The organism is Treponema maltophilum ATCC 51939 (assembly GCF_000413055.1).
Taxonomy (GTDB): domain Bacteria; phylum Spirochaetota; class Spirochaetia; order Treponematales; family Treponemataceae; genus Treponema_C; species Treponema_C maltophilum.
Genome location: NZ_KE332518.1, coordinates 2,202,226 through 2,225,842 on the forward strand (window position 1 = coordinate 2,202,226; position 23,617 = coordinate 2,225,842).

General features: G+C 49.9%; 23 protein-coding genes. 3 read left to right on the forward strand and 20 right to left on the reverse strand.

Annotated features, from left to right (window positions below):
• Positions 1-4: 4 nt before the first annotated feature.
• The 3 genes from HMPREF9194_RS10185 to HMPREF9194_RS11980 all read right to left on the reverse strand — a co-directional run bounded on the left by HMPREF9194_RS10185 (position 5) and on the right by HMPREF9194_RS11980 (position 2,245).
• The gene (locus tag HMPREF9194_RS10185) at positions 5-661 is read right to left on the reverse strand and encodes an MBL fold metallo-hydrolase (protein ID WP_016526292.1); all 657 of its coding nucleotides are present in this window, start codon (positions 659-661) and stop codon (positions 5-7) included.
• Positions 658-1,260 carry a DbpA RNA binding domain-containing protein gene (locus HMPREF9194_RS10190; protein ID WP_016526293.1) on the reverse strand — a complete coding sequence of 201 codons (603 nt, stop codon included), beginning with the start codon at positions 1,258-1,260 and terminating at the stop codon, positions 658-660. The genes HMPREF9194_RS10185 and HMPREF9194_RS10190 overlap by 4 nt, the downstream gene beginning before the upstream one ends.
• Positions 1,261-1,348: 88 nt before the next feature.
• Positions 1,349-2,245: a GNAT family N-acetyltransferase gene (locus HMPREF9194_RS11980; protein ID WP_016526294.1), complete on the reverse strand. Its 897-nt coding sequence runs from the start codon at positions 2,243-2,245 to the stop codon at positions 1,349-1,351.
• Between the two features lie 80 nt (positions 2,246-2,325).
• Between HMPREF9194_RS11980 and HMPREF9194_RS10200 the strand changes: the two genes are divergently transcribed.
• Complete coding sequence (locus HMPREF9194_RS10200) at positions 2,326-3,858, forward strand: pallilysin-related adhesin (RefSeq protein ID WP_016526295.1); 1,533 nt, start codon at positions 2,326-2,328, stop codon at positions 3,856-3,858.
• On the opposite strand, the gene HMPREF9194_RS10205 is transcribed toward HMPREF9194_RS10200, so the two are convergent.
• From HMPREF9194_RS10205 to pepF, 15 genes are all read right to left on the reverse strand, one after another.
• Complete coding sequence (locus HMPREF9194_RS10205; protein WP_016526296.1) at positions 3,818-4,489, reverse strand: hypothetical protein; 672 nt, start codon at positions 4,487-4,489, stop codon at positions 3,818-3,820. The genes HMPREF9194_RS10200 and HMPREF9194_RS10205 overlap by 41 nt on opposite strands.
• Before the next feature lie 70 nt (positions 4,490-4,559).
• A complete protein-coding gene (locus HMPREF9194_RS10210; RefSeq protein ID WP_016526297.1) occupies positions 4,560-4,895 on the reverse strand; it encodes a hypothetical protein in 336 nt (111 codons plus the stop codon).
• Between the two features lie 58 nt (positions 4,896-4,953).
• Positions 4,954-6,450, reverse strand: a complete 1,497-nt coding sequence (gene miaB / locus HMPREF9194_RS10215; protein ID WP_016526298.1) for a tRNA (N6-isopentenyl adenosine(37)-C2)-methylthiotransferase MiaB — start codon at positions 6,448-6,450, stop codon at positions 4,954-4,956.
• A gap of 4 nt (positions 6,451-6,454) precedes the next feature.
• Positions 6,455-7,624, reverse strand: coding sequence for an aminopeptidase (locus HMPREF9194_RS10220; RefSeq protein ID WP_040846928.1), 1,170 nt, complete (start codon positions 7,622-7,624; stop codon positions 6,455-6,457).
• A gap of 14 nt (positions 7,625-7,638) precedes the next feature.
• Positions 7,639-8,679, reverse strand: a complete 1,041-nt coding sequence (locus tag HMPREF9194_RS10225) for an LPP20 family lipoprotein (RefSeq protein ID WP_016526300.1) — start codon at positions 8,677-8,679, stop codon at positions 7,639-7,641.
• The gene (locus HMPREF9194_RS10230) at positions 8,667-10,031 is read right to left on the reverse strand and encodes a COG3014 family protein (protein WP_016526301.1); all 1,365 of its coding nucleotides are present in this window, start codon (positions 10,029-10,031) and stop codon (positions 8,667-8,669) included. The genes HMPREF9194_RS10225 and HMPREF9194_RS10230 overlap by 13 nt, the downstream gene beginning before the upstream one ends.
• A gap of 9 nt (positions 10,032-10,040) precedes the next feature.
• Complete coding sequence (locus HMPREF9194_RS10235; RefSeq protein WP_016526302.1) at positions 10,041-10,688, reverse strand: penicillin-binding protein activator LpoB; 648 nt, start codon at positions 10,686-10,688, stop codon at positions 10,041-10,043.
• Positions 10,685-11,914, reverse strand: coding sequence for a M20 family metallo-hydrolase (locus HMPREF9194_RS10240; RefSeq protein ID WP_016526303.1), 1,230 nt, complete (start codon positions 11,912-11,914; stop codon positions 10,685-10,687). Before HMPREF9194_RS10240 ends, HMPREF9194_RS10235 begins: the two co-directional genes overlap by 4 nt.
• Positions 11,911-12,888 carry a UDP-glucose 4-epimerase GalE gene (gene galE / locus HMPREF9194_RS10245; protein WP_016526304.1) on the reverse strand — a complete coding sequence of 326 codons (978 nt, stop codon included), beginning with the start codon at positions 12,886-12,888 and terminating at the stop codon, positions 11,911-11,913. The genes HMPREF9194_RS10240 and galE overlap by 4 nt, the downstream gene beginning before the upstream one ends.
• A 97-nt stretch (positions 12,889-12,985) precedes the next feature.
• Complete coding sequence (locus HMPREF9194_RS10250; protein ID WP_016526305.1) at positions 12,986-13,507, reverse strand: SRPBCC family protein; 522 nt, start codon at positions 13,505-13,507, stop codon at positions 12,986-12,988.
• Positions 13,491-14,141 (reverse strand): TetR/AcrR family transcriptional regulator, encoded by a 651-nt coding sequence (locus tag HMPREF9194_RS10255; RefSeq protein ID WP_016526306.1) that lies wholly within the window; start codon positions 14,139-14,141, stop codon positions 13,491-13,493. The genes HMPREF9194_RS10250 and HMPREF9194_RS10255 overlap by 17 nt, the downstream gene beginning before the upstream one ends.
• A gap of 119 nt (positions 14,142-14,260) precedes the next feature.
• Positions 14,261-14,860 carry a rhomboid family intramembrane serine protease gene (locus HMPREF9194_RS10260; protein WP_016526307.1) on the reverse strand — a complete coding sequence of 200 codons (600 nt, stop codon included), beginning with the start codon at positions 14,858-14,860 and terminating at the stop codon, positions 14,261-14,263.
• 1 nt (position 14,861) lies between these two features.
• Entirely contained in the window at positions 14,862-15,632 is a 771-nt protein-coding gene (locus HMPREF9194_RS10265) for an exodeoxyribonuclease III (RefSeq protein ID WP_016526308.1), read from the reverse strand.
• Complete coding sequence (locus tag HMPREF9194_RS10270) at positions 15,632-16,540, reverse strand: amidohydrolase family protein (RefSeq protein WP_016526309.1); 909 nt, start codon at positions 16,538-16,540, stop codon at positions 15,632-15,634. Before HMPREF9194_RS10270 ends, HMPREF9194_RS10265 begins: the two co-directional genes overlap by 1 nt.
• Positions 16,541-16,621: 81 nt before the next feature.
• The gene (pepF, locus tag HMPREF9194_RS10275) at positions 16,622-18,418 is read right to left on the reverse strand and encodes an oligoendopeptidase F (protein WP_016526310.1); all 1,797 of its coding nucleotides are present in this window, start codon (positions 18,416-18,418) and stop codon (positions 16,622-16,624) included.
• A gap of 51 nt (positions 18,419-18,469) precedes the next feature.
• Between pepF and HMPREF9194_RS10280 the strand changes: the two genes are divergently transcribed.
• Complete coding sequence (locus HMPREF9194_RS10280; protein WP_016526311.1) at positions 18,470-20,686, forward strand: MFS transporter; 2,217 nt, start codon at positions 18,470-18,472, stop codon at positions 20,684-20,686.
• A gap of 2 nt (positions 20,687-20,688) precedes the next feature.
• On the opposite strand, the gene HMPREF9194_RS10285 is transcribed toward HMPREF9194_RS10280, so the two are convergent.
• Both HMPREF9194_RS10285 and HMPREF9194_RS10290 read right to left on the reverse strand, forming a co-directional pair.
• A complete protein-coding gene (locus HMPREF9194_RS10285) occupies positions 20,689-21,777 on the reverse strand; it encodes an aminotransferase class IV (protein WP_016526312.1) in 1,089 nt (362 codons plus the stop codon).
• 39 nt (positions 21,778-21,816) lie between these two features.
• The gene (locus HMPREF9194_RS10290; RefSeq protein ID WP_016526313.1) at positions 21,817-22,368 is read right to left on the reverse strand and encodes a hypothetical protein; all 552 of its coding nucleotides are present in this window, start codon (positions 22,366-22,368) and stop codon (positions 21,817-21,819) included.
• Between the two features lie 170 nt (positions 22,369-22,538).
• Here HMPREF9194_RS10290 and HMPREF9194_RS10295 point away from each other — a divergent pair, with 170 nt between their 5' ends.
• A complete protein-coding gene (locus tag HMPREF9194_RS10295) occupies positions 22,539-23,615 on the forward strand; it encodes a sugar ABC transporter substrate-binding protein (RefSeq protein ID WP_016526314.1) in 1,077 nt (358 codons plus the stop codon).
• The last annotated feature ends 2 nt before the right edge of the window (positions 23,616-23,617 follow it).

The following is a 23,617-nucleotide window of genomic DNA, read 5'->3' on the forward strand; positions in this document are numbered from 1 at the left end:
CGCGTTATTTTTCTTTGCCGATTGTCGTAAAAGGGCCGTGACCGGGATACACGCGCGTGTCGTCGGGAAGCGCAAACAGGGCGGCAAGGCTTTGTCGGAGCTGCTCAAAACTTCCGCCGGTCAAGTCGGTGCGGCCGAAGCCCGAAGCGAACAGCGTGTCGCCCGACAAAAGAACGCCGTCCTTATGGTACAGACTTATCGAACCGGGGCTGTGTCCCGGCGTGTGCAAAATCGTCCATTCGGGGGCAATGCTTAAAACGGCGGTTTCGGGCGTATGAATGTCGAACACGATATCGGCTTCGGGAAAAACCGGATAAGCCGATGCAAACTCGTCAACTAAATACGCGGCGCCGACACGCAAAAAATCGCTTCGGTGCCGTTCGTAGGCGCCCTTTCCCGTATACCCCAGGTCGTCTTTGTGAATGCACAGCGGCGCATCTTTATACAAGGCTTTCAGCTGCGGGACGGCGCCTATATGGTCGAAGTGCCCGTGCGTAAGCACAATGCCGGCAACCTGAGCGCCGCCGACCTTTTCGGCAATCGCGTCGGCTTGGCCGCCCGGATCGACGATAAACACGCGTTCAAAGCCCGAAGCGGCGCTGCACGGCACGATATAGGTATTAACCGCTAAAGGGCCGGTCGGCAGACAAACGGGCGTCACTGAACATCGGATTCGGGAGAAGAAACCGAATCTCCGCCGTCGGAAGTCTTGGCGCCGTCTTCTTTTTTGCGGGAGCGGCTGACCGTAAGCTTTCTGCTGCGGTACTCGCTGCCGTTTAAAGCTTCGATTATTTTATCGGCGTCGTCGGCGTACACTTGCACGAACGAATAATTATCCAACACGCGTATGTCGCCGACCCGTTCGCGTTCGAGCGGCACCCGCTGACAAATAAGCGCGATAAGGTCGCGGGGAAAAACGCCCCTGCTGCGCCCTATGCCGATAAAGATTGTGGAAGCCGCATCGGCGTCGATAACGATGCGCGGCGTGCGCTCTTTCGGCGTCTTATCGGATTGCGAAGCGCGGGCAGCGCGCTCTGCCGGCTTTATTTTGCCCTGTGCAAGCGGTATGCCGGAAGCCAGCTGTTTTACTATGTAAGACGCCACATACGAGCGCAGCGTCAGCGGAACGTTCTTTTTAAATAATTTTTTGTATTCGTTCAACACAAGAGGATCTTCTTCTGTTTTTACCGCCGTTACGGCATGTGCAAGAATACTTTCAAAACGTTCGTGAATAACGGAAACATCCCGTCGGAAAGCCATATAAACTCCTCATTACTCCTATAAGATTCTTCCAAATCGTCTTACCTTTACGAAAAACCGATTGACCGCCCTATATCGATCGGCGTTTTCAAATATCGGCTAAAAAACCGGCGGAAATTCGCCTGAAACCGCTGCGCAGCATAACCTGTTCAAAAAAAACGGGAATATGCACCGACAAGGCAAAGACATGAGCGATGCCCTTAGCCTTCAGCATGTCCATGCAGCGCGCAAAAAGCGACTTTCCTATCCCTAAGCCCCTCCATGCGGAAAAAACATAAAAATCGGTAATAATAACCGTTTTTCGCGCGCCTTCGGGAAAAGGGGATACCCGTATAAAACCCGCAAAATCGCCTTCGGCCGTTTTTACGGTAAGCGTATAAAAAGGCCCGCTGCCCGCAAGCATGGCCGGCACGCGATCCAAAAGCGAAAGCGCTTTTGCCGATTCGGCATCGTACATTTCTTTCAGCTCGCTTTCACACAGCGCACGGGCGCGCTGCACAAAAACTTCGTCCGAAGCGTCTTGTCCCTCGCGGAACGTAAAATCGGAACACACGAGTTCGTCGGTTTCTTCCGGTTCGGCGCCGATTTTTTCCGCGCCCCATGAATCGCACAGCGTATTATACCAGCCGATAATTTCGCGCCTTAAAGCTTTTTCTTTAAAAGCAAACCAAAGGTTTTCAACTTCAGGGCTGCTTTTAAGAATATCCTTAAAACCGCGGAACACTCCCTTCCCTGCAAACAATACGGCACGCAGTTTTTCCTTTACCGGCGGATTCCGCAACGAAGCGACAAAGCGCTCCATCATTTTAAACCCGTCCACCGAATCCCATATGGGCAAAGCGTAATAGCGGTCGGGATCTCCGTCCGGCACGGTACTCACAGCCGTCAGCGTATTATTTTCGGAATCGAAAACATACCGGCCGTTTTGATCCTCCATGGAAAAAATAATTTGATTAATTATTTCATCGCTGAGTTCAAACTGCATACCGGTTCGTATTATACCATATTTTCAAAGAAAATCAACGTGCGGTTGAAGGCGCGCACAAAATAAGCTATAGTGTGCGTATGAAAAAATTGACGATTATCTTATTTGCCACAGCGGGAATAGCCGTCGTCTTCTTTGCCGTAAAAAGGCAATGGGTTGCGTCGAACGCAAAAGATACGGTGCGCACAAAAACCGTTATACCGGCCGTTCAGGGCGGCAAACCGACTTTTTTGCAGGAAGAAAGCATTCCCGGCGACGACATAACGCTCACTTCGCTGATTCCCCTGCAAACGGGAGAATCGCTTATTGCGTCGTCCTCGGCCGATTTCGACCTTGACGGATATGACGATCAGGTTATCGCCGTTAAAACGCCGGACTCTTCGTTTATAAAAGTTGTAGCCGGTTTATACAATCCGCTTGTAAACCGCTACGAACGCGCAGCCGAAATCACAACCGACATAGAACAGGCAAAAACATTTTCACTTTCGGTAATGGATATTACCGGCACGCACGAAAATGCGATTATCGTAACGGGCTACGGAACGCAAAACGAATCGCGCTTTCAAGCGTGGCTGCCCCGAAAAAGCCTGCAAAGGTTTTCGTTGCACGAAATCGTCAATTTGTATGCGGAAGGAACCGTCTTTGTGCAGCAAAGGCCGCGAAGCGATTCATATCCGATGGAAGACGTCGACGGCGAAAGTTTCCCGATTTGGGCGTATACATCCGACGACGAATCGCCGGAAAGTTCTTTGGATCAGCTGCAGATTATGTACGATTGGAACAAGCGCGAACAAAAATACGTCGAAAAAGTACGCACGCGGATTACGCAAAAAAGCATAACCGCGCAGGAATTGGCAAAAATTCAGGACGGAACCGAAAAAACCTTCGCCGCTTTTTTAAACGGATTGTGGACAAAGGCCGGAACGACGGCGGAAAAAAACCGCTATTTATTTTGCGATTACGATAAAAAAGAAGTTATTTTTTTCCAAAACGACCGGCAGGAAATTTATGCGTGGGAACGCAGTACGCTGCGCAGAAACGGAATTCTCGTATACACGACAAACCGGTCTATGCCGAATATTTCGCGCCGTTTCGACATAGCGCTCGTGTCCGCCGATGAAATACGCATAAAAGTCGTCGACGATTTGGGCATGCTCATCGGATCGGAAACGCTGTGGGACGGAAATTACAAAAAACAAAATACCGAAACGCTTTTTGCCGCCGCAAGTAAAAAAGAAGGACAACCTTCCGATATTGCCGCCGTTTTGCAAACGACAAGCAGAACCTTTTGGAAATGCGACAACGGCTGGAATATAACTTTTTCAGGCAGCACGTATTCGGCAAAAAACGGAACGCTTACGGAAACCGGCGTTTTTTCACCGCTGACAATCTTCGGCGAAAACCTGCTGCAATTTAAAAGCCGGCAAAACGGCGGCGTCTTTTCGGGATTTTACCGCACGGAAATCGCCGCGGGACCGGTAACCGATGCGGAAACGGGAAAGAGCACAAGCGGAACGCGCATCGTTTTGCATCCGGTTACGGTAAGTCTTTCGCAAATAGAGCCGGCGGCGGTCAAGAGCCTTCAGCTTGAATCGGAAACGGTGCAGGATTAAAGAAAAACCAAAACGGAGCCGGCAGCAAGCGAGCGTTGCCCGCACAAACGGCCGCTTCGGGGGAATCGGGAAAATCGCTTTGCAGCTTTTGAGCCCACTTTTTTTCGCCCGTTATACGGTACAGGGTTAAAAGCAGCGCCGGCCGTACGCTGAGCATGTCCTGCGCGGAAACATAGGTTTGCAGTACCGATACGGGGCCTTCAAGCTCTTTTTCGGTTTGCACTTTTATAATCCAGCTCCACAGCGCATAGAGCTTTACGGACGCTTTTATATTCGTATCGGAAGCGGACGCAAATGCCGTACTGAGCAAAAAGTCGGCGCCTGACACGTCGCCGCAGGAAAGCGAGCAGCGGACACTGCCGAGCAAAAGTTTTTGTCCGCGCAAGGTTTGAACGCCGGCCAATGATGCGGCCGAACCGTACGTCGCTGCCGCCTCGGCATACAAGCCGATTTGCTCTTGAATCGGGGCAAGCGCTTCGCCGGCTTTGAGTCTGTCTTCCGAAGCGGCGGCGGTTTTTAAGGTTTTTGCAAGCGATTCCATATACGGCTGCAAACCGGCCGCAGTACTTTTTGCTTCGCCCGAACTTTTTGAAACGCCGGCCTTTTGCGCAAAAAGAAAAACGGACAGCATAAAAACAAGCAAAACCGACGCCGCGGTTTTTTTATAATAAGACAATTCCGTTACCTTCCGCCGCGGCCGCTTATGGTCGTTTGTTGTTTTTCGAAGCCTTAACTCTTTCGACGGCTTCGGCATAAGGCAAATCTTCAACGGCCGCAAGAACTTCCGGGGAAAGCTGCTTTTTGTTTTTAAGCCCTTTTTCCGGTTTTATTGCAGGCTCTTTTTTGCCGCGGCTCAGCGCGAACGGCAGCGTTACGAGAATTCCGGCCAAAAATGCAAATAGAATGGTTAAGAAAACCGGAATCTGCTCAAAGGTTTTAAATCCCAAATTGATGTTGCAGGCGTTTCCCAAATTCAAGCCCGTAAACACGGCTCCCAAAATCAAAAAAAATATAAACAGAATAAATTTCCACGGCATACTGTTCTCCCCTTGTTTTATTTTATCATGAATGCACCGTATTCGGCAACTCCGTAATTCATACGATTGTACCGCGAAACGTATTTCCGTGCAATTTATCCAAACGCACTTGTGCAAAGTGCCCGCACAGTTTTTTTTCGGCGGCGAACACCACACGGGAATCTCGTTCGGTATGTCCCAAAAGTTCGGCTTTGTCGTCGCGCGACGGACTTTCGGCCAACACCGTTACCGTTTGCCCGAGCTTTTTCAAAGCTTCTTCTTTCGTAATAACCTGCTGAAGGTCTATGACTTTTTGCAATCGCGCTTTTTTTTCGTCCGTGGGAACCTGATCGGCAAACGAGCAGGCGGGCGTTCCTTCGCGCGGATTGTAATAATACATAAAGGCCGCTTCGTAGCGCACGCGGCGCATCAAAGAAAGCATTTGCTCGACATCCTCTTCCGTTTCGCCGGGGAAGCCTATAAGAATGTCGGTCGTAAGCGATACGTCGGGCAGCGCCGAGCGGATGCGATCTACCAAGTCGAGATAGGTTTCGCGGCTGTAGCGCCGGTTCATTTTTTGCAAAATCCGGCTCGAACCGTGCTGAACGGGCAAGTGAATGTGCCGGCACACGCGCGGCCGATTTTTTATCACGCCGATCAAATCGTCGGAAAGATCCTTCGGATGGCTCGACATAAAGCGTATCCATTTAATCGGGGAAGACGTTTTTTCCAAATGGTCGGCTATGCGGTCCAAAAGCAGCGGAAAATCCATAAGCGCCGAGCCTCCGTCTTTCCAGCGGTACGAATTGACGTTTTGCCCCAAAAGTGTTATTTCGCATACGCCCCGCTCGGAAAGCACATCGAGCTCTTTAACGATTTCGGCAAAGGGGCGCGAGATTTCCCTGCCGCGCACATAGGGCACTATGCAAAACGTGCAAAAATTATTGCATCCGTGCATGATCGGCACAAAGGCTTGAAAAGCGCCCGGCTCCAAAGAAAGGGGGGCAAAACTGTATGCGGGCTTGTCGGGAAAATCCTCTTTATCGTTTTCCGTTTGATCGCCGAAAGAAAGCACATTTTGCAGATCGGCGGAATTTTGCACGACCGCCGCTTTTTTTCCGGACACGGCGCGGAACAAAGGTACGTTTGTCTTTGCGCCGGCACTTACATCGTCCGCAGTGCACGCGGTACTTCCGTCTTCCGTGCCGCGCGCGGCGTTTTCGGCCGCGGCGGCAATATCGGCAAAACGTTCTTTTTCAAAATTGCCGACTACATAGTCGACTGCGGGAAAGCGTTCCCGTATCTTTTCTTTGAGCCTTTCGGCCATGCAGCCGGTAACGGCGAGCACAAAGGGCTTGCCTTCGCACCGTTCTTTGCGCAACGCCGTGTACCAGCCTAACCTGCCGTTTACGCGGCTTTCGGCGGTGGCGCGCACCGAACAGGTATTTATGATAATCAAATCGGCCGTTTGAGCCGAGTCCGCCGCGCTCCATCCGCGCGCAAGCAAAAGCTGCTCTATCGCGGAGGATTCGGCTTTATTCATCTGACAGCCGTAGGTTTCGAAAAAAAAGGTCATACGTTTATTGTTTAAGCACGTCGTTCAATTCGCCGTCTTTTTCGGCGACAAACTCGCTTCCGTCTTCGTAGTGAATGACGATGGTCGGATTGCGCACGACGCCGTCGTAGTGAATGAGGCTTTTCGCATCGTTGTCGTAATTGCTGCCGATGGCAAAGTGACAGGTTTTAAACGCTTTTTCGTCTTCAAGCATCTTTCCCGTAATGCGTGCGGCGGGGTTAAGTCCGATACCGAGCTCTCCTATATTGCGTGCGTTGCGCGCGTATTCGGCACCCTTCCCGGCCGGAAGGCGTCCGTCTTTTTCCATTTCGACGGCTTGCTTTTCGGCCGTACTAATCGATTGCAGCAAGCGCAAAGCTGCACGGTTTTCGCCGCTTGTATCGAGGGGCTTTCCGGATTTATTCGCTATTGACCTTACATATCCTTTATCCACATCGACGACAATCGGATCGTCGATAATGAGCGTTCCTTCGGCAACGCTCATTGAACCGTCGAACACAATGCGCCCTTGGCAGCCTTCCGACGTTTTCGGCGTAAGCGGGCTTATAAACACTTCTCCTGCGGGAATATTCCCGCCGCTTCCCGGTTTTGAAAAATCGCCGTCATCGCAAAAGGCTTCCCGGCCTTTTACGGGAACGGTAATGTCGGTTCCGGAAGGAGAGGTTACGCGCACAAAGGATGCGCCTTTAAACTTATCCGCCAATATGCGGCAGCGCTTTTGCAGCAGTTTATAATCGATGCCCGCAGTGCGCACAAACATATCTATCGTCAAGCCGGGCGTCCACACTGCCCGCATGTTTTTTTTGCCTTCATAATTGTAATTGAAAATATGGCTGAACTCTTCGCCGTTTTCGGCAACAAAGGGCTTTTTCGATCCGGCTTCATCTTTTCCGAGCTTGTTTGCGGACACGGAAAGACAAATATCCGGCTCGGTGTGAAGAGCCGCAATAACTTCAGGCTCGGCAAAATCGAGCAGGGTTTTGGTTTTTTGCATAACGATAACCGCTTTACCGCCCAACTCGTCGGCGGCCTCATAGAGTCTGCGGCTTATTTCAAGCGTGTCGTTTTCGGGATTCGTAATAATCAACACGCGCTCGCCTTTTTTAAGCGCACATACGTCGCGGACGACTACAAGAGCCGTTTGTTTTATTTTTTCCTGTATTTCGTTGTTCATGCGCACAGCATACACTAAAAGGCCTCTGTTCGGCAACACGCCGAAAATTCCCCGGCAAAGCGTTTTTTTACGTCCGCTTCAATCGTGCGCAGGGCGCGCTGTTCTGCTTCGCCTTGCGTAAAGAGGGCTTCGCGGCCGCCCGTACTCCACGGGAGTATGATTTTTCCCGTGCGGCTGTCGGAAAGTTCCGCCTTTACCGTATAGCGCACGTATTTGTTTTCGGTACCGGCAGGCGTTTCGAGCGGTTCGAGGTTTAAAACAACGTTGAGTATATAGGGCGCATCGGCATCGTGCGCGGAATTTCCCGGCACCGTTTTAAAGCCCGCTTTTTTTACGGCTTCGGAAAAGGCACTTTCCAGCCTGCCGTCCTTATCGTTTTTAACCCGTACGGCGACGTGAATGTTTTCGATTTCGTGCATAAGAAGCGCCTGCACGGTTTGCGTATTTTTATACGCAAAAGAAAGCCGTTTATACTTCAAAGGATTTACGACCGAAAGCACGGCCGCACTTTTATCGTTTTCGCCGGCTTTTTCGGCAGCGCTGCGCAAAGCGTTGACGGCTTCAAAACTTGCCGGATTGTCTGCGGCAAATGCGATCAAAGCATTTATGCCGTTTTCGGCGTCTTTCATTTTTTGTTCATAGTATGAACCGACTTCTTCGCGGTTGACGAGCGCGAGGGCGTAGACCGTACCGTCGCCGGCAGTCCACACTTCGCGTATCTTTAGTCCCGCAATTTCATCAACGGAAGAAACGGTATCGACGGAAGAAGAAAAAGAACGCTCCACGCCGGCAGCAGTCGATTCCATCGACTGCACGGACACGCTGTGTGCGCGCACCTTTTGGCTGACCGACTTCGTTAAAGCGGACACCGCTTCGGCTTCAGCCGCGCTGCGCGAAGATGCATAACCGACGGCCGTCAAATAGTGACTGTCGGCATACGCGGCGGCAGGTTCGGTAACCCACTGCGGCGCTTTTTTTACCGAAGGAACGCCCGCACACGCAAATATAAGCGCCAGAGTCAGCGTATAAATTACAGATTGTTTCAGCGCATGCATACGAACTCCGCAAGGGCAAGGGACGAACCCGTTACGCCCATATCTTTTTTCGTACCGGAATACACAAGTCTTCCGTTTTTATCATAGCAGGATACGTTCACCGTGTACACCCCGGGCTCCACATTCAAGCCGCCGGCCCACACGTTTGCGGGAAAACAGCGCGAGCCTCTCGTGTCGGCCCGTTCCGACGCTTCCATAAAAATTCCCGAAAGCAGCTCTATAAATACCGCCAGGGACTCCATGTTGCCGTCCCCCTCATCCTGCGCGCCGACCGCGGCGCTGACGGCGGACGATGTTATCGATTTTGAAAGCGCACGGGCAAAGGTTTTTGCATAAATAAGCGCCTGCTTGCGCCGGAACGTATCTTCGGCAATGTTTTCGATGCTTTCGAGAAGTTCAAGTTTTCCGTACGTTTTTTTGCCGCTCTTTCCGACCGCTTCGATTTCGGCATAGGCGATTTTTGACGGCCGCATTTCCATAACGGGAAGCGCTATTTTAAACCATAAGCCGCCGTACGGATTCGGAATGCGCAGCACTTCTTCGCGCTTTGCCGGAGAAAGCCCCGTAAAACACAGCACGTTAACTCGCGCCTTGCCTTCGGGAATACGGAATTCTTCGTCAATCGCTTGGGGAATCGGGAACGGGTACAGCGGGCGCTGCATACGGAACGCCGATTCCGCATATTTTTTGTCGATGAGTACACTGTCGGAACGGCCTTCGCTTCGGTACAAAAGCAAACTGACATAGCGGGCAAAGGCCGAATTGTGAAATTCGCTTTGTTTATTCGACTCGGAATACGATGAATACGGCGAGTAGGCGGACAATCCGTCTTCTTTAAGCTGCCGTTCGGTTTGATTGTTCGCTTCGAATATGGCCTGTTCGTATTTTGCGGATAAAAGTTTTAATTTATTATCGAAGCGCCGAATTTCCACAAAGGCGTCATCGATCTTATGCAGCTGAATATAATTGAGCGCCATAAATAAATTCGTATAGATATCTTCGTAATCTTCACCCGCATAATCGACAAGCGAATCGTTCAATATAAAAGAGCCGACCGTTTGCACAACGCTTTTGGCGTAATAATATTCCATGAGTTTTTCCGCTTCCGAAAGGCGTTCGTTGGAAGCGCCATAATCGCCCGCAAAGTGCGCAAGCATGCCGGAATCGAGGTTGTATAAAACCGCGTCGGTTCCGGCGTACAGACTTTTTTTATCCGCTTCGAGGCGCTTTCGGGCGCCTTCGTAATCGCCGGAAACAAGATAGGCGTCATAGACGGCGCGGTCGGCCGAAACGCAGGAAGCGAAACATATCAGTATGCACAAATACCGAAGGCTGTGCGCAAACCCTTTCATACCGCAGGATTAAAAACGGACTTTCGATCTCGTTATAAGTTTTTTTATTTCCGAATTTTCGCCGATCCACAGCTTGCGGTTGCTTTCGATGTCGATAAGTTCGGCCGTAACGTAATAGGTCCGCGTTCGTTTTGCGGAATTCATATCGACAATCGTTTTTACGGCGCCGATAAGCATAAAGTCGGCTCCCGTTTCGTTTGCCAAACGTTTTGCCGTTTCTTCGCTCGCCCACGCTTGCTGTTCTTTGCGCTCTTGGCGTATATCGCCGCGTTCGCCGGATGAAGCGACAAAGTCGACCTTTCCGCTGTTTACCAAAGCCGCTTCGAATTTCTTTACCAAAATCGACGTATCGATATGTTCATCGCTTTGGTTACGGAAGGTTCCGACGATAACGACGGGCATTTTGCCGTTTGCGCGGATATATGCGGCTATGGCCGGCGCTTCGGTACATTCTTTTATAAGCGTGTTCGCCACAAGGCGCACGTCGGTGTCGTTCCAATATCCGCTTAAATCGGTAACCTGCTCCGCATTGATGCGTTCGACCTTAGGCGATTCGCAGCCGGCGAACATAAACGCGGCGCACAGGCAAAACAAAGAACACAAGAGCGAAACGGCGGCTTCGGGAATCATCTTATAACGCATCGTATAGCGTTTCATAAGCTTTCTCCTCCGAAAACGGCCGCCAAAACTTTGGCGTCCTGCATAAGATTTTTTATTTTGCAATATTCGTTCGGCTGGTGCGCCATTTCGTCCAGCGTACTCCAAACGGCGGCGTTGTAGCCTTTTATGCGCAGGTAGCCGCCGACCGTTCCGCCGCCGATGCCGATCGGGCGGGCTTTTTTGCCCGTAACTTTTTTGATCGCAGCGCTCAATTCTTTTACGACCGGCGAATCGACCGGTGTTGCGGGCGACTGCACCGCCTGCTCTTCGCCGAATTTGATTTTTACGCCGTATACCTTTTCGATTTTATCCATGCGCTTGCGGGCTTCGGCGCGCACGTCGTCGAGCGTGTAGCAGGGCAAAATGCGGCAGTCCATGTAAAACACGTCTTCGCCGGGAATCGTGTTGATGTTCGGCACGTTCGCCTCTTTTTTTGTCGGCTGGAATGTTGAATAGGGCGGATCGAAGAGTTTATCGCGCTTTTTAAAGAACTTTTCCAAAGCGTTAAGCTCCATCGCCAAAGCCGACGCGGCCAAAAAAGCGTTTTTTCCCAAATGCGGCATGGATCCGTGCGCCTGCTTTCCGCGGATGCGTATTTTCATCCACAAAAGATTTTTTTCGGCTATTTCGATCGTTTCACCTTTTGAATCTCCGCCGTCGGGAATGATGATAAGATCCTGTTTGCGGAACAGTTTATGTTTTTTCAAAAGATACTGTATGCCGTATACCGAACCGACTTCTTCATCGGCCGCGAACAAAAGCTTTACCGTATATTCGGGCACAATGCCGTTTTTTACATACGCGAGCGCGGCAAACACGCCGCTGCACAAGCCCTGCTGGTCGTCTTCGACGCCGCGCCCGAACAGCTTTCCGTCTTTCTCGTACACCTTCCACGGATCGGCCGACCACAGCGAAATCTCGCCGACGGGCACAACGTCCAAGTGGGCGATAACCCATATGCTGCGCTTGTCGCTTTTGCCCTGTATCGTCGCCACGAGGTTCGGCCGTATGCCCGATTTTACGCGGCCGTCGGGAGCGTCGAAACGCGCCAAATCCGTAATGCCTTCTTTTTTAAGCCATTGCTCAAGGGCAATACATTTTTCGAGCTCGCCTTCTCCGCCGCTTTCGGGCGCGAGGGCCGGATGTGAAGTTAAAAGCGTTTCCAAATCGACAATCGCTTTTTTTTGGGAATCGATCCAATCGGTAAGCTGTTTTAAACTCATTTTTCACCTCTGTTTTTATACACGGCCCAGGTCGAGCCGATCAGTGTATCGACATCCGAATGTTCGGCCTTCCAGCCCAGTTTTTCGCGGGCATAAGCCGAGGTTGCATACAAGCAGGCGGGATCCCCGGCTCTGCGTCCGACAAATTTTGCGGGAATAGGCTTTCCGGTAATGCGCCGTGCGGCTTCGAGCATTTCCAAAACCGAAACGCCCTTTTCGCTTCCCAAGTTGACGGTAAGGCTTTCGTTGTGCTTTGCAATGTATTCGAGCGCCTGTACGTGCGCAACCGCCAAATCTTTTACGTGAACGTAATCGCGTATACAGGTTCCGTCCTTCGTATCGTAGTCGGTGCCGAAGACTTGTAGCTCTTTACGCATGCCGCATGCGGTTTCCATAATCACCGGCAGCAGGTTTGCGGGATTTTGCTCAAGACCGGTAATAATACCGTCGGGATCGTAGCCTGCGGCGTTAAAATAACGCAGGGCCGCAAACTTTAAGCCTTTTAAAGTATCGTACCACTGCATATACCGTTCGATGTCGAGCTTGGTAAAACCGTAAAAGTTTTCCGGATTTTTCGGATGTTTTTCGTCCATAGGAAGATATTCGGGCGAACCGAACACGGCCGCCGAAGACGAAAAAACCATGTATTTGCAGTTGTGCGCGATTGCCGAATTGATAATATTCAACGAACCGGTAATATTGTTTTCCGCGTATTTTTCCGGTTTGAGCATGGACTCGCCGGCCGCTTTAAAAGCCGCCAAATGAATAAAAGCGTCGAATCCCCGCACAAAGGCGGCGTCAAGATTTTCTTTATACAAAATATCGCCGGCAATAAAACCGTTTTCTTTAAACAGGTTTTGCAAAAGCCCGGACGACAAATTGTCGAATACGGTAACCTTATGCCCCGCCGCCATGAGTTCCTTTACCACATGGCTTCCGATGTAGCCCGCGCCGCCTATAACCAATACGTTCATATATCCTCCGAATATAAAAAGTATAGCCGAAAGGAAAAAAAACTGCAATGTTTTATCGGCAAGGCACGGGGATTCAGTCTGACCCGAAGGCGGACTTTTATTTTACTCCGGCTTTTAAGCGTTCGACGGGAATGCGCTCGGGATACTTGCCTTCGGTAAGGATCTCGGTTAAATACTTATTGTCCAAAATCATATCGTCGCGGATAAGCTGCCAGTTGCATTTTTTACGAAAGATGATTTTGAACAGCAAAAAATTCATAATCGGCCCGATGACGGGCGTCGTTATGCCGAAGGATTCCGTGTGCGAAAAGCGGCAGCCGGCTTTTGTCCGCGTTCCTTCAAAGGTGATAAAAGCGGTTCCCTTGTCGCTTTTAAATACGAAGCGAAAATGATTATCGTCGCGTTCGCTCGTTACGATGGTACCGGTTACGTCGTAGTCGAGTCCCATAACGATTTCGTAAAAGCGGACCTTACTGCCCGCATGTACGTTCCCGTCGTACAGTTCGCATTCCAAATGGTAGGGACTCCACTTGACGAATTCCTCTTCAAAATTGTCGGCCCATGCGCACAGTTTTTCAAACGGCGCGCTAATGTCAACCTGTTCATGCAAAGTTATCATACACCATCCTCCTGTATTTTTCTTTTTGTGCAGCCGGCGCATTCAAAACACCGGCGCAAAAGTCAATCATGCAGTCCATAAGTTTTCGGGCGCTGCCCTCTTTTTTTTCGTGAACATAGCCGAAATCGTACATCATTTCTCCGATGCCGCCGGCAATAAAAACGGCCGTTTTGTGAACCGTTTCGGCGTCGGCTTTGTACCAATCCAGTGACCGGATAAAGAGTTCCCATACTTCAACGAATTTTTGCGTCAGTTCTTCTTTCAGTTTTAAAGCGTACAAAAGATTGTCCGGCGAAGCGGCGGCTTCTTTTCCGTGCGCGTCGGCTTTTACCGTTTTTAAAAACAGCGCCGTTACTTGCGCCATAAGAGATTGCGCATCGTCTTTGTACGTGTCGATTGTATCCTGCACGGATTTTACATAGCGCTCGGAATAGCGGCGCAAAACGGCTCGATAAATTGCTTCTTTTGATTCAAAATAATAATAAAAAACGCTCGGCGAAGACGTCCGGTCGTTTGCCTCATCCAAAATATCCCGTACCGAAGTATTCGTATAGCCTTTTGAAAAAAACAGCGTTGTCGCCGCATCGATCAATTGATTTTTCCGGCTCTCTCTTTCTTCGTTTTTATCGGACATGTGCCCTTCCCGTTTTGTAGAATATCATTCTACAAAACATTATAGAATACTGTTCTACAAAATGCAAGGGGTTAAGATGCAAAGCGATTGAAGAACCGTAAAAGACCCGTTTTCTTAATTCAGTTTTTCCGCGTGCGCTTTACGGGCTGCGCCGCAAAGCCGAATACGCTTGCGCACAAGCCGCCGGCAATCTGGATAAGAGGAGCCGCATACGCCGTATCGATAACGACAAATAAACATCCCGCGAGGTATAAAACAAACAGCAATACGTGCGTCAGTGCGATTGTCTGTGCACGCACGTTTGCAAAGGTGCCGAGCACGAGCAGCAAAAACACGATTCCGTCGGCGCCGCAAAGCGAAGCGGTAAAGAAGACGGTATTCAGCACGCCCGTACTAAAAGCGCATACGGCCGTCATAAACAGCAAAAAGGCGCTGCCGTACCGCTCTTCCGCATCGGGACCGAGCAGCAGTATAAAGGCGGCCGCTGCGGTAAAATGCGTCCAATCGCGGTGGCCGAAAACATGAATAAACAAGCGCAGGTAATCGAGCGGCCTTTTCCAGTCGAACGGAGAAACTCCGTTTTGCTTTGTCGGCGCGCAAAAAAGCGCGGCGATACCCTCGGCGGGAAAAAACCGGGCGGCAAATAAAACGGCCATGCATATTAAAATAAAACTTACGCTTAAGGGCGCGTCGTTAAAAAAGCGGACTCTTTTTGTCATATTACAAATTGCCTGAAAGCGTCAGCGACACGGGGCAATGATCGGAACCGAACACCGTGCTTAAAATTGAAGAAGATTCAACCTGCGGCAAAAAGGCGTCGTTTACGCACTGATAGTCTATGCGCCAACCGATGTTTTTTTCGCGGGCGCGGAAGCGGTACGACCACCACGTATATTGATCCGGCTCGGTGCAAAAATGACGGAAGGTATCCGCATAGCCGTTCGACGTAAACATGTCCATCCACGCCCGTTCTTCGGGCAAATAGCCGGGATTTTTTTCGTTGCTTTTGGGATTCGCCAAATCGATCGGTTTATGGGCAATGTTGTAATCGCCGCACAAAACGATATTGTATCCCTTTTCAACGAGGTTATTGCACAACGCGAATACGGCGGCACAGTAATCGAGTTTATAGCCCAAACGGGCGCCCGCATCCTGACTGTTCGGAAAGTATGCGCTTATGACGACTGTCGTGCCGAAAAAGGCGGCGATCGTGCGGCCTTCGCGGTCGAATTCATCTATACCCATAAAGACGACATTGTCGGGTTCTTTTTTCGTATACAAAGCGGTACCCGAATAGCCCGGTTTGACCGCGCTCGCCCAAAACGAACGGTACCCGTCCGGATTGCGCAGCGCTTCCGAAAGCTGACCGGGATTCGCTTTGGTTTCCTGAATGCACACCACGTCGGCACCGCAAGAGGAAAGCCAGCCTGTAAAATCCTTTTTTTCTACGGCGCGTATGCCGTTTACATTCCACGAAATAATACGAGACATCAGCCCGCCGCGCTTTTATCCAGGATATCGAAAACCTGTTTTTCGGTGAGCGTGCCGGCATTAATCAAATCGACGCATTCTTCACTGACGCTTTTATTAAAAAAGAGCAAATCGTCGGTATTGATGGTTACGTCTATGCCGTTTTCATATAAAATTTTTATCGGATGTTCTTCAAGAGAAGGAACGGCGCCCAGCATAACATTGCTCGCCGGACACACATGCAAACGAATTTTTTCGTCGCGCAAAAACTTCATAACGTTTTTATCGGATGCAGCCCCGATACCGTGCTGAATTTCGTCCAATTCAAAAAACTGCACAAAGCGCTTAACCGACTTCGCATCGGAAAATTCACCCACGTGGGCCTTTTTCTTAATGCCGAGTTTTCCCGCCAAAATATAGATGGGTTTAAAATCTTCTATGCCGTCTTCAACTTCGGGCCCGTACAAATCGATGCTTTTAAAAACCTTGCTTTCCAAACATTCGGGCGCCCAACGCCGTGTAAGCGAATTGTCGAAGGTTTTGCCCATTCCGAGTTCGGGGCGGAAATCTATTTTATTTTTGAATTTTTCATGCACGCGTTTTACCATGTCGATAAAGCGCGTTATGCTTTCGCCGCAGTGATGAATAAAGCTTATATCGATACTGCCTTCCAAAATCGTTACGCCGTCGGCAACCGAGTCCTGTATCGACAAAGTAAGCAAGTCCTGTACGTCCTTTTCGGTAACGCAGCGAGGGCGCGTGTATTCCGAAATAACGGTATGCATGTCGTCCAAACCGTTAAAATGACGCGGAAAGTTAGGTATATAAAACCCCGCCCACGGAATATACGATGCATACCGCATTCCCAGATTAAGATGGTTATGTGCATCCATCTTAGGCCGGACTTTAAATTCTGCTACAGAAGTCATGAATAGTTCTCCATACGGATTTTTTTCATTTCCTTATACGTAATATTATAATCCGATTATCGGCAAAAAACACGAAATTCATCACTTTTTTGTAAGATTTTTCTCTATTTCGTCAAGCAACGCGGCAAAAATTCCGACGGCCGTTTCTATCGGTTCCGTTTTTTCCATATCGACTCCGGCCAAACGCAGCGTTTCGACGGGGTACAAAGTACCGCCCGATTTAAGGAATTTGAAATAATCGTCAAGTTCGGCCTTGCCGCCCTTTGTAACGCGCTGCGCAAGGGAAAGAGAGGCGGAGATACCGGTAGCGTATTTGTATACGTAAAAAGCGCTGTAAAAATGCGGAATGCGCAGGCATTCAAGATCGCTTTCCGGCTCAAGAACCATATCGGGGCCGAAATAATCTTCCAGCAGCTTACGGTATACGGCGCGGCAATAATCGGCGGCCAGCGGCGTTCCTTTTTCGACCGCTTCGTGAACTTTCAATTCGAATTCGGCAAACATGGTTTGGCGGAAAAGAGTGGCCAAAATGTCCGATGCGCGCGTGCAAAGCAAGTACAGCTTTTCGTCTTCTTTTTCGGTGTGCGCAAGCAAATATTGAAACAAAAGCTGTTCGTTAAACGTGGAGGCGACTTCGGCTTCGAATATCGTATACCCGTACTGCATAAACGGATTGTTGCGCGCCGAATACCACGAATGCATCGAATGTCCGCCTTCGTGCGCAAGGGTAAAGACGTCGCGTATAACGTCTTCTTTATAATTCATAAGAATGTACGGATAACCGGTATACGCGCCCGACGAAAAAGCGCCGCTTCTTTTGCCCTTGTTTTCGTAGCGGTCAACCCAACCGGAACGAAGGCCGGCGCACAACGTTTGCGTGTACTCGGTACCCAAGGGCGCGAGCGCTTCGCGCAAAATATCGACGGCTTTGTCGTACGGTGTTATAAAGCGCACGCGTTTTGTAAGCGGCATGTATACGTCGTAGTGACGCAGTTCGGAAACACCGAGCGCTTTTTTTAAGATGGCGTAATAGCGGTGCAAAACGGGAAAGTGCGAGCGCACAACGGCGATAAGCGTTCTGTATACGTCTTCGCCGACCTTGTCGGGAAAAAGCGCGCGTTCAAGAGAGGATGCATAACCGCGCGCACGTGCCCTGTACACGTCCTGGTTGACGCTTCCGGCATACAGCGAAGCGATTGTATGTTTGTGAGAATCGAACGCACGGTAAAACTGCGCATAGGCGGTTTTGCGTATGTCGCGGTTTTCGTTCAGCATAAAGGCCGACCACGACGCCTGACTTAAGGGGAGCTCGCCTTCGGGCGTTTGCACTTTGCCGAAATCCATATCGACATTCGTGAGCATGGAAAAAGCCGTCGAAGGCGTCTGCATGCTTTCGCTTTGCAGGGCAAAAAGCCGCTCTTCTTTTTCGCTTAAAATATATTTTTTTAAACGCAGTATCTTTTGTAGCCATACCGCAAAGTTTTTCGCTTCGTTTTTTGTAAGGCATTCGGCGATGGTCTTTTCCGGTACGGCCTGTATTTCGGGTATAAAAAAACTGATTTGCGCTTCTGCGGCGCTCGACGCCATCATATAGCGGCCCATTTTGTCCTGAGCGCTGCTGTCGCCTTCATCCTGGGCGGTCAGCAAGGACGCGTAGACGCCGACTTTTTCGGCGGTTTGCTCCATGCGCTCGTACAGTTTAAGCGTTTCGAGCAGATTCTCCGCTACGCGGCCCTTAAACGAGGCCAGTTTTTCGGCGTATTGCGGTATTTGTTTTAAAGCTTCTTCCCATTCCCCGTACGTTTTAAACAGCGATTCGAGGTTCCATTTATCTTCCGCCTTTACCGCGGAACGCAAAGGTATATGCCGTTGATCCATAAATCGAGTATAACAGATTGCAGTTTTTAATGCTACGTGCTAAAGTGAGCCATGGCCGTTTTGTCGAAATATCAAATCACTCAGGGCAGACGCTTGTACGGAATTTTTTCGGCCCTTAATTCCGCATCTTTTGCACTCGTTACGGGGAACGTTCTCGTCGTGTACGCAATGTATTTGAATGCGGGAAATGCCGCAATCGGCTTGATAAACGCCTTCGCTTCGCTGTCGTTTTTTGCCATTCCGCTGGGCAAAATCCTTGCGCAAAAGCGCCCCATTATGCGGGTTTACGCCGATTCGTGGATGCTGCGCAACGCTTCGCTTTTGCCCCTGCTGACGATTCCGCTGTTTGTAAAGGCGGGACTTCCGCAATGGGGACTTTTTTGCATTTTACTGGGAACCTTCGGTTTTAACTTTTTCAGGGGCGTCGGACTCGTCGCAAACAATCCGGTTATAAGCGATTTGACGCCCGGAAAAGATCGCGGCAGTTTTTTGGTTTTTTTGTCGGTCGTAAACAATACGGCGGCGCTTATAACGATTTTGCTGCTTGCAATCGCTTTGCATTTCGGAGATTCGCTTGTCGTGCTGAGCGCCGCAATGTTCGTCGGCATAATACTGGGCTTTATGGCCTCGTTTTTGCTGTATAAAATGCCCTCAAGCGCACAAAATACGGGCCCTTCAAACGGAAGTTTTTCGAAGAATTTTATTGCCGCCGTTCACGACAGAAATTTCAGAATTTATATTGCGGCTTTTTCGGTCGTTACCCTCGGCGTCGGCATGGCGCGCCCTTTTATTGTCGTTTACTGCCGCGAAGTATACATGCAGCCGGACAGTGTTATTACCTTTATTTCGTTTTTTATGACCTTCGGCGCTTTATGCATGGGACTTGTGTCGCGTGTTTTTATCGATAAAATCGGCGCGAAACCCATTTATCTGCTTTTTACCGTGCTGTCGCTTTTAAGCCTCATTCCGACGCTCATTTCGCCGAATATCACGACGGCGATTGCGGCTTTTATCTTTTTAAGCCTGCTCGCCTTTATCTGCAATTTGGGATTTTCGGGGCAGGAAAACGCCGCGCAAACCTACTTTTTCGGTATGTTTCCGCAGGAAGCCGTTATAGACATGGGCGTCGTCTATTTTTTGGTTATGGGTGCCGCGGGCGCCGCCGGGTCCCTTTTGGGCGGCGTGCTGCTCGACGCTTTTAAAGACACCGGGCTTTCGTACCCCGACGTCTACCGCGTGTTTTTTGTCCTGCAAATCATTATTATCGGGATCGGCTTTTGTCTGCAGATAAAACTGAAAACCCTCGGCAGCTACAGTTTAAAAGAAGCGCTGCCGCTGTTTTTTTCGCCGCGCGATATTCGCGGGCTCGGTCTTTTATACAAGCTCGACCGCAGCAAACAGGAAAACGAACAAACGGCTTTATTGAACGAACTGCGTTTTTCAAATACGGCCGCGGCGGCTTCGCAGTTTGCCGAACTTCTCGGTTCGCCGAGCTATGCGGTACGCATGCGGGCACTGGCGGGAATGGAAAGCCTTCCTGCTTTGAATAAAGCGCTCGAAGACGCCCTGCTCCGCGAAGCCGAAGACGGAATTTTTACGACGGCGGCGAAGGCTGCACGCACATTGGGCTTGTTTAATGTAAAACGCAGCGTTCCCGTTTTAAAAAAACAAATCGGCAGCGACGATTACCTTTTGTGCGGAGAATGTATGACCGCCCTTGCGCGTATGGGCGAAACGAAATTCCAGTTGGAAATCGGGCAAAAACTTGCCTCAACAGACAACGCACACATTCTTTTAAAAGGTATACGCGCAATGGAATTGTACGCCGACTCCGCTTCCGTTTTTATTTTGCTGAACGTGCTGCGCGCGCATGCGCAAAAGAGCGACGTGCGCCACGAAGTAATGCTCGCCCTTTCGACAATCATGGGCATTTCGCAAGCATTTTACCCCTCTTACTGCCAGTATGCGGAAAATCCGGACGAAGCCGAGGTTATTTTAACCGATCTTTTTGATGAAATCTCGGCGCATAAAAAACTTGCGCAAAACGTCTTTCCGCCGCTTATCGGCGAATTTTTAAAGGATCCTGCAAAGGCCGACGAGTTTTGCCGAAATATCCGCGTGTACGCAAAGCAAAACGGCGGCGTGGTGTGCGCAACGCTTATAAGCTGCATTCCCGACGCCGAACTGACTTCATGTGACTGCTTCCGCTTTTTTTTATGTTTTTGGGTCCTTATGCTTTTGGGCAACCCGAAGCTTTTGGAAAAATAAGTTTACAATACTTTATAGTTCCAATTGTTCGTGTCTTCGCAAGCGCCGTACTGAATGCCTTTCAGTTGTTTAAGCAGCATAAGCGATGTTTTCCCGGGGGAGCGGTTGTTAAAAACCGCTTCGGTTCCGTTATGCGTAATGCTTTCTATCGGCGTTATGCCGGCGGCCGTCCCCGATACAAAGCATTCGGCAGCATCGTTCATCGCTTCGTCGATCGATACAAGCCTCTCTTCGGTTTTAATACCCTGCCGCCGTGCCAAATCGATAATGCTCGAGCGCGTAATGCCGGGCAAAATCGTGTCCTGCAGTTCCGGCGTTACCAGTGTGCCGTTTTTAAGCAAAAGGAAAATATTGCAGGAAGAGCCTTCCTGTAAGTATTTGTGATGTTCGGAATCCAAAAAGACGGCTTCCATAAAGCCCTGCTCTTCCGCTTCCTTTTTTGCGAGCGCGGATATAACGTAGTTCGAACCGCATTTTATATAGCCGGTTCCGTTCGGGGTTGCCCGTATGCGCTTTGTCGTTACGGCCTTTGTACCGCCGCTCGTAAAATAATTGGAAACGGTTGTTGCGCAGATAATAACGTACGGCTCTTTTGCGCAGGATACGCCGATCGCTCCTTCGCTTGTCATAAAGGGGCGCACGTACACGGCCTTTGCCGTTGCAAAGTCGTTTTTCTCCCATTCGCTTTCATAGCGCGGCACATAGCCTAAGGCCGCATTGCGCCGTATAAATTCGGCACAGGCTTGCACATACATTTTGTGCGGGAAAACGGGACAACGCAAACCTTTGAGCGAATTTTCAAAACGCGCACCGTTACGGTCGGGACGGAAGATGCTTACGCCGCCGTTTTTTTGCGGAAAAGCTTTCATGCCCTCAAAGCAGCCGTACCCGTACTGGCTCGTATAGCTGACGGCGGGAAGCGGCAGTTTATTGCGCGCACTCAGCAGCCGCTCGCGCTCGCCTCCGGCAAGTTTTTGCAGTTCGTCGTACGAAACCGAATCCTGCGTTACCCATTGTTCTTCCCAGTTTTTCGTTCCGGCGTTGTAGCGGGCAAAATACAAAACGGGGTACATCTCAAGCGCAAAAGCCATAAAAGCCTCCTCGATACGTTTTATAATTACCGTTTTATATTAACGCTTCGGCGCCTTCTCTGCAAGCCATTTTTGTATAATGCGTTTTGCGCCGGAGCACTCGGTGCCGTTGTCAAAACTCACAACCGCCGTTTGCAGAGGGCCGGCCGTATCGGTTTGTAAAACAAGCGTCGTGTTCCGCGTGCCGTCCGCCTCTTGTCCTTCGCCGCTGCAAGCCGAATCGACATCACACAACCGCACAATACCGGTTTTCGGAATTGTTTTGCCGCCGGCTATGAGCATGTTTTCATATACGCCCGCCGCATCTTTGCACACCGCGTCGCGCACGGCAAGTTCGGCGGCAAGAACGGCCGTTATGCGTAAAACAAGCGCTATGATAAAATCAAAACTGCGCAAACCCAGAACGGCAAGCATACAGGCGGAAACGATAAAAATCCCCGCGTACGGCACAAGCGTGTTTTTGCGCGCAAGCGGCAGCAGGCAATTCCCCGCGCGCTTTAAAAGCCTTCGCTTTCGAAACGACCTGCTTACAAACAGCGCAATCAAACATACATAAGAAAGCCATTCGATAATAACATACGGATTGAACATAGGTACGGATCATAGTACCGCAATAGCGAAAAAAATACAAATAAACATGCGGAAAAAATTACAAAAAGCATACAAAAAAATTTGACAAGCTAAAAAAACGGGTGTAAAATAAATATCAAAATCAGAACACTGCAGTTTATTGAAATTCTGCAGCCTTTTTAGGAGGAACTATGAAAAAAATTTCGGTGTGTATTTCGGTTGCTTGCATTATATCAAGCATTTTGTTCGCAAACGGACAAAAAGATGCCTCGGGAGCAAAAACCAAACCCGTTGCAATAGCAATGTGCATCCATTCCACGGATAACGCTTATTGGAACGAAGAAGCCGAAGGCGGCAAACTCTTTGCCGCTTCTTTGCCGGCGGGAAGCGCGGAAGTACAGGTACTTACCTGCGACGGAGACGATGCCAAACAGTTAAGCGGTATAAAAGCTTTTATCGCCGCTCACGGCAAAAACTCGATTTTGTACGTCGATCCGAGCAATGCCCCGAACACCGCGGCAATTGCCGAATTGTGCGAAGAAGCCGGCGTTTACTGGGTAAGCGTGTGGCACTTGGCCAAGGGTCTCGACCCGACAACGTATAAATACTACGTTGCTCACTCAACGGTAGACGGCGTTGCGCAGGGGTACAATATTGCAAAGGCTATGTTTAAAGAATTTAAAACACCCGGCAAAGGCAAAATTTTGGCGCTCCAAGGACAGCTCGGAAACGATTCGGCCGTTGAACGGTATCAGGGCTTAAAAAACGCATTGGCGGAAAATCCCGGCGTTACTCTGCTCGATACTCAAGTTGCGGATTGGAATCCTCAAAAAGCGTTAACGATAGTTGAAACGTGGCTTTCAAAATATACCGATATAGACGGTATATGGTGTGCAAACGACGGCATGGCATTGGGCACTCTGCAAGCTTTAAAAGCCAAAGGCTTAAACGGCAAAGTAAAGGTTGTCGGCGTTGACGGCATTCCCGAAGCTATTGAAGCGATCGAAGCCGGCGATATGGTGTGCACGGTTGCAAACAACGGTTACCTGCAGGGCGGCTATATGACCGCTTTGGCATATGCGGCGTACACCGGTAAAATCAACCCCGCCAAGATGCCGGTCGAAAAAAGACTGTTTACGACAAAGGCGGAATTTGTGGATAAAAACAACGTAGCGCAATTCAGAAAGAATTTTATGTCGGGCAAACCGTCTTACGATTTTAACAATTTGGATTATCCGATTGCGGGAACATTCAAAATAAAAAAATAAGA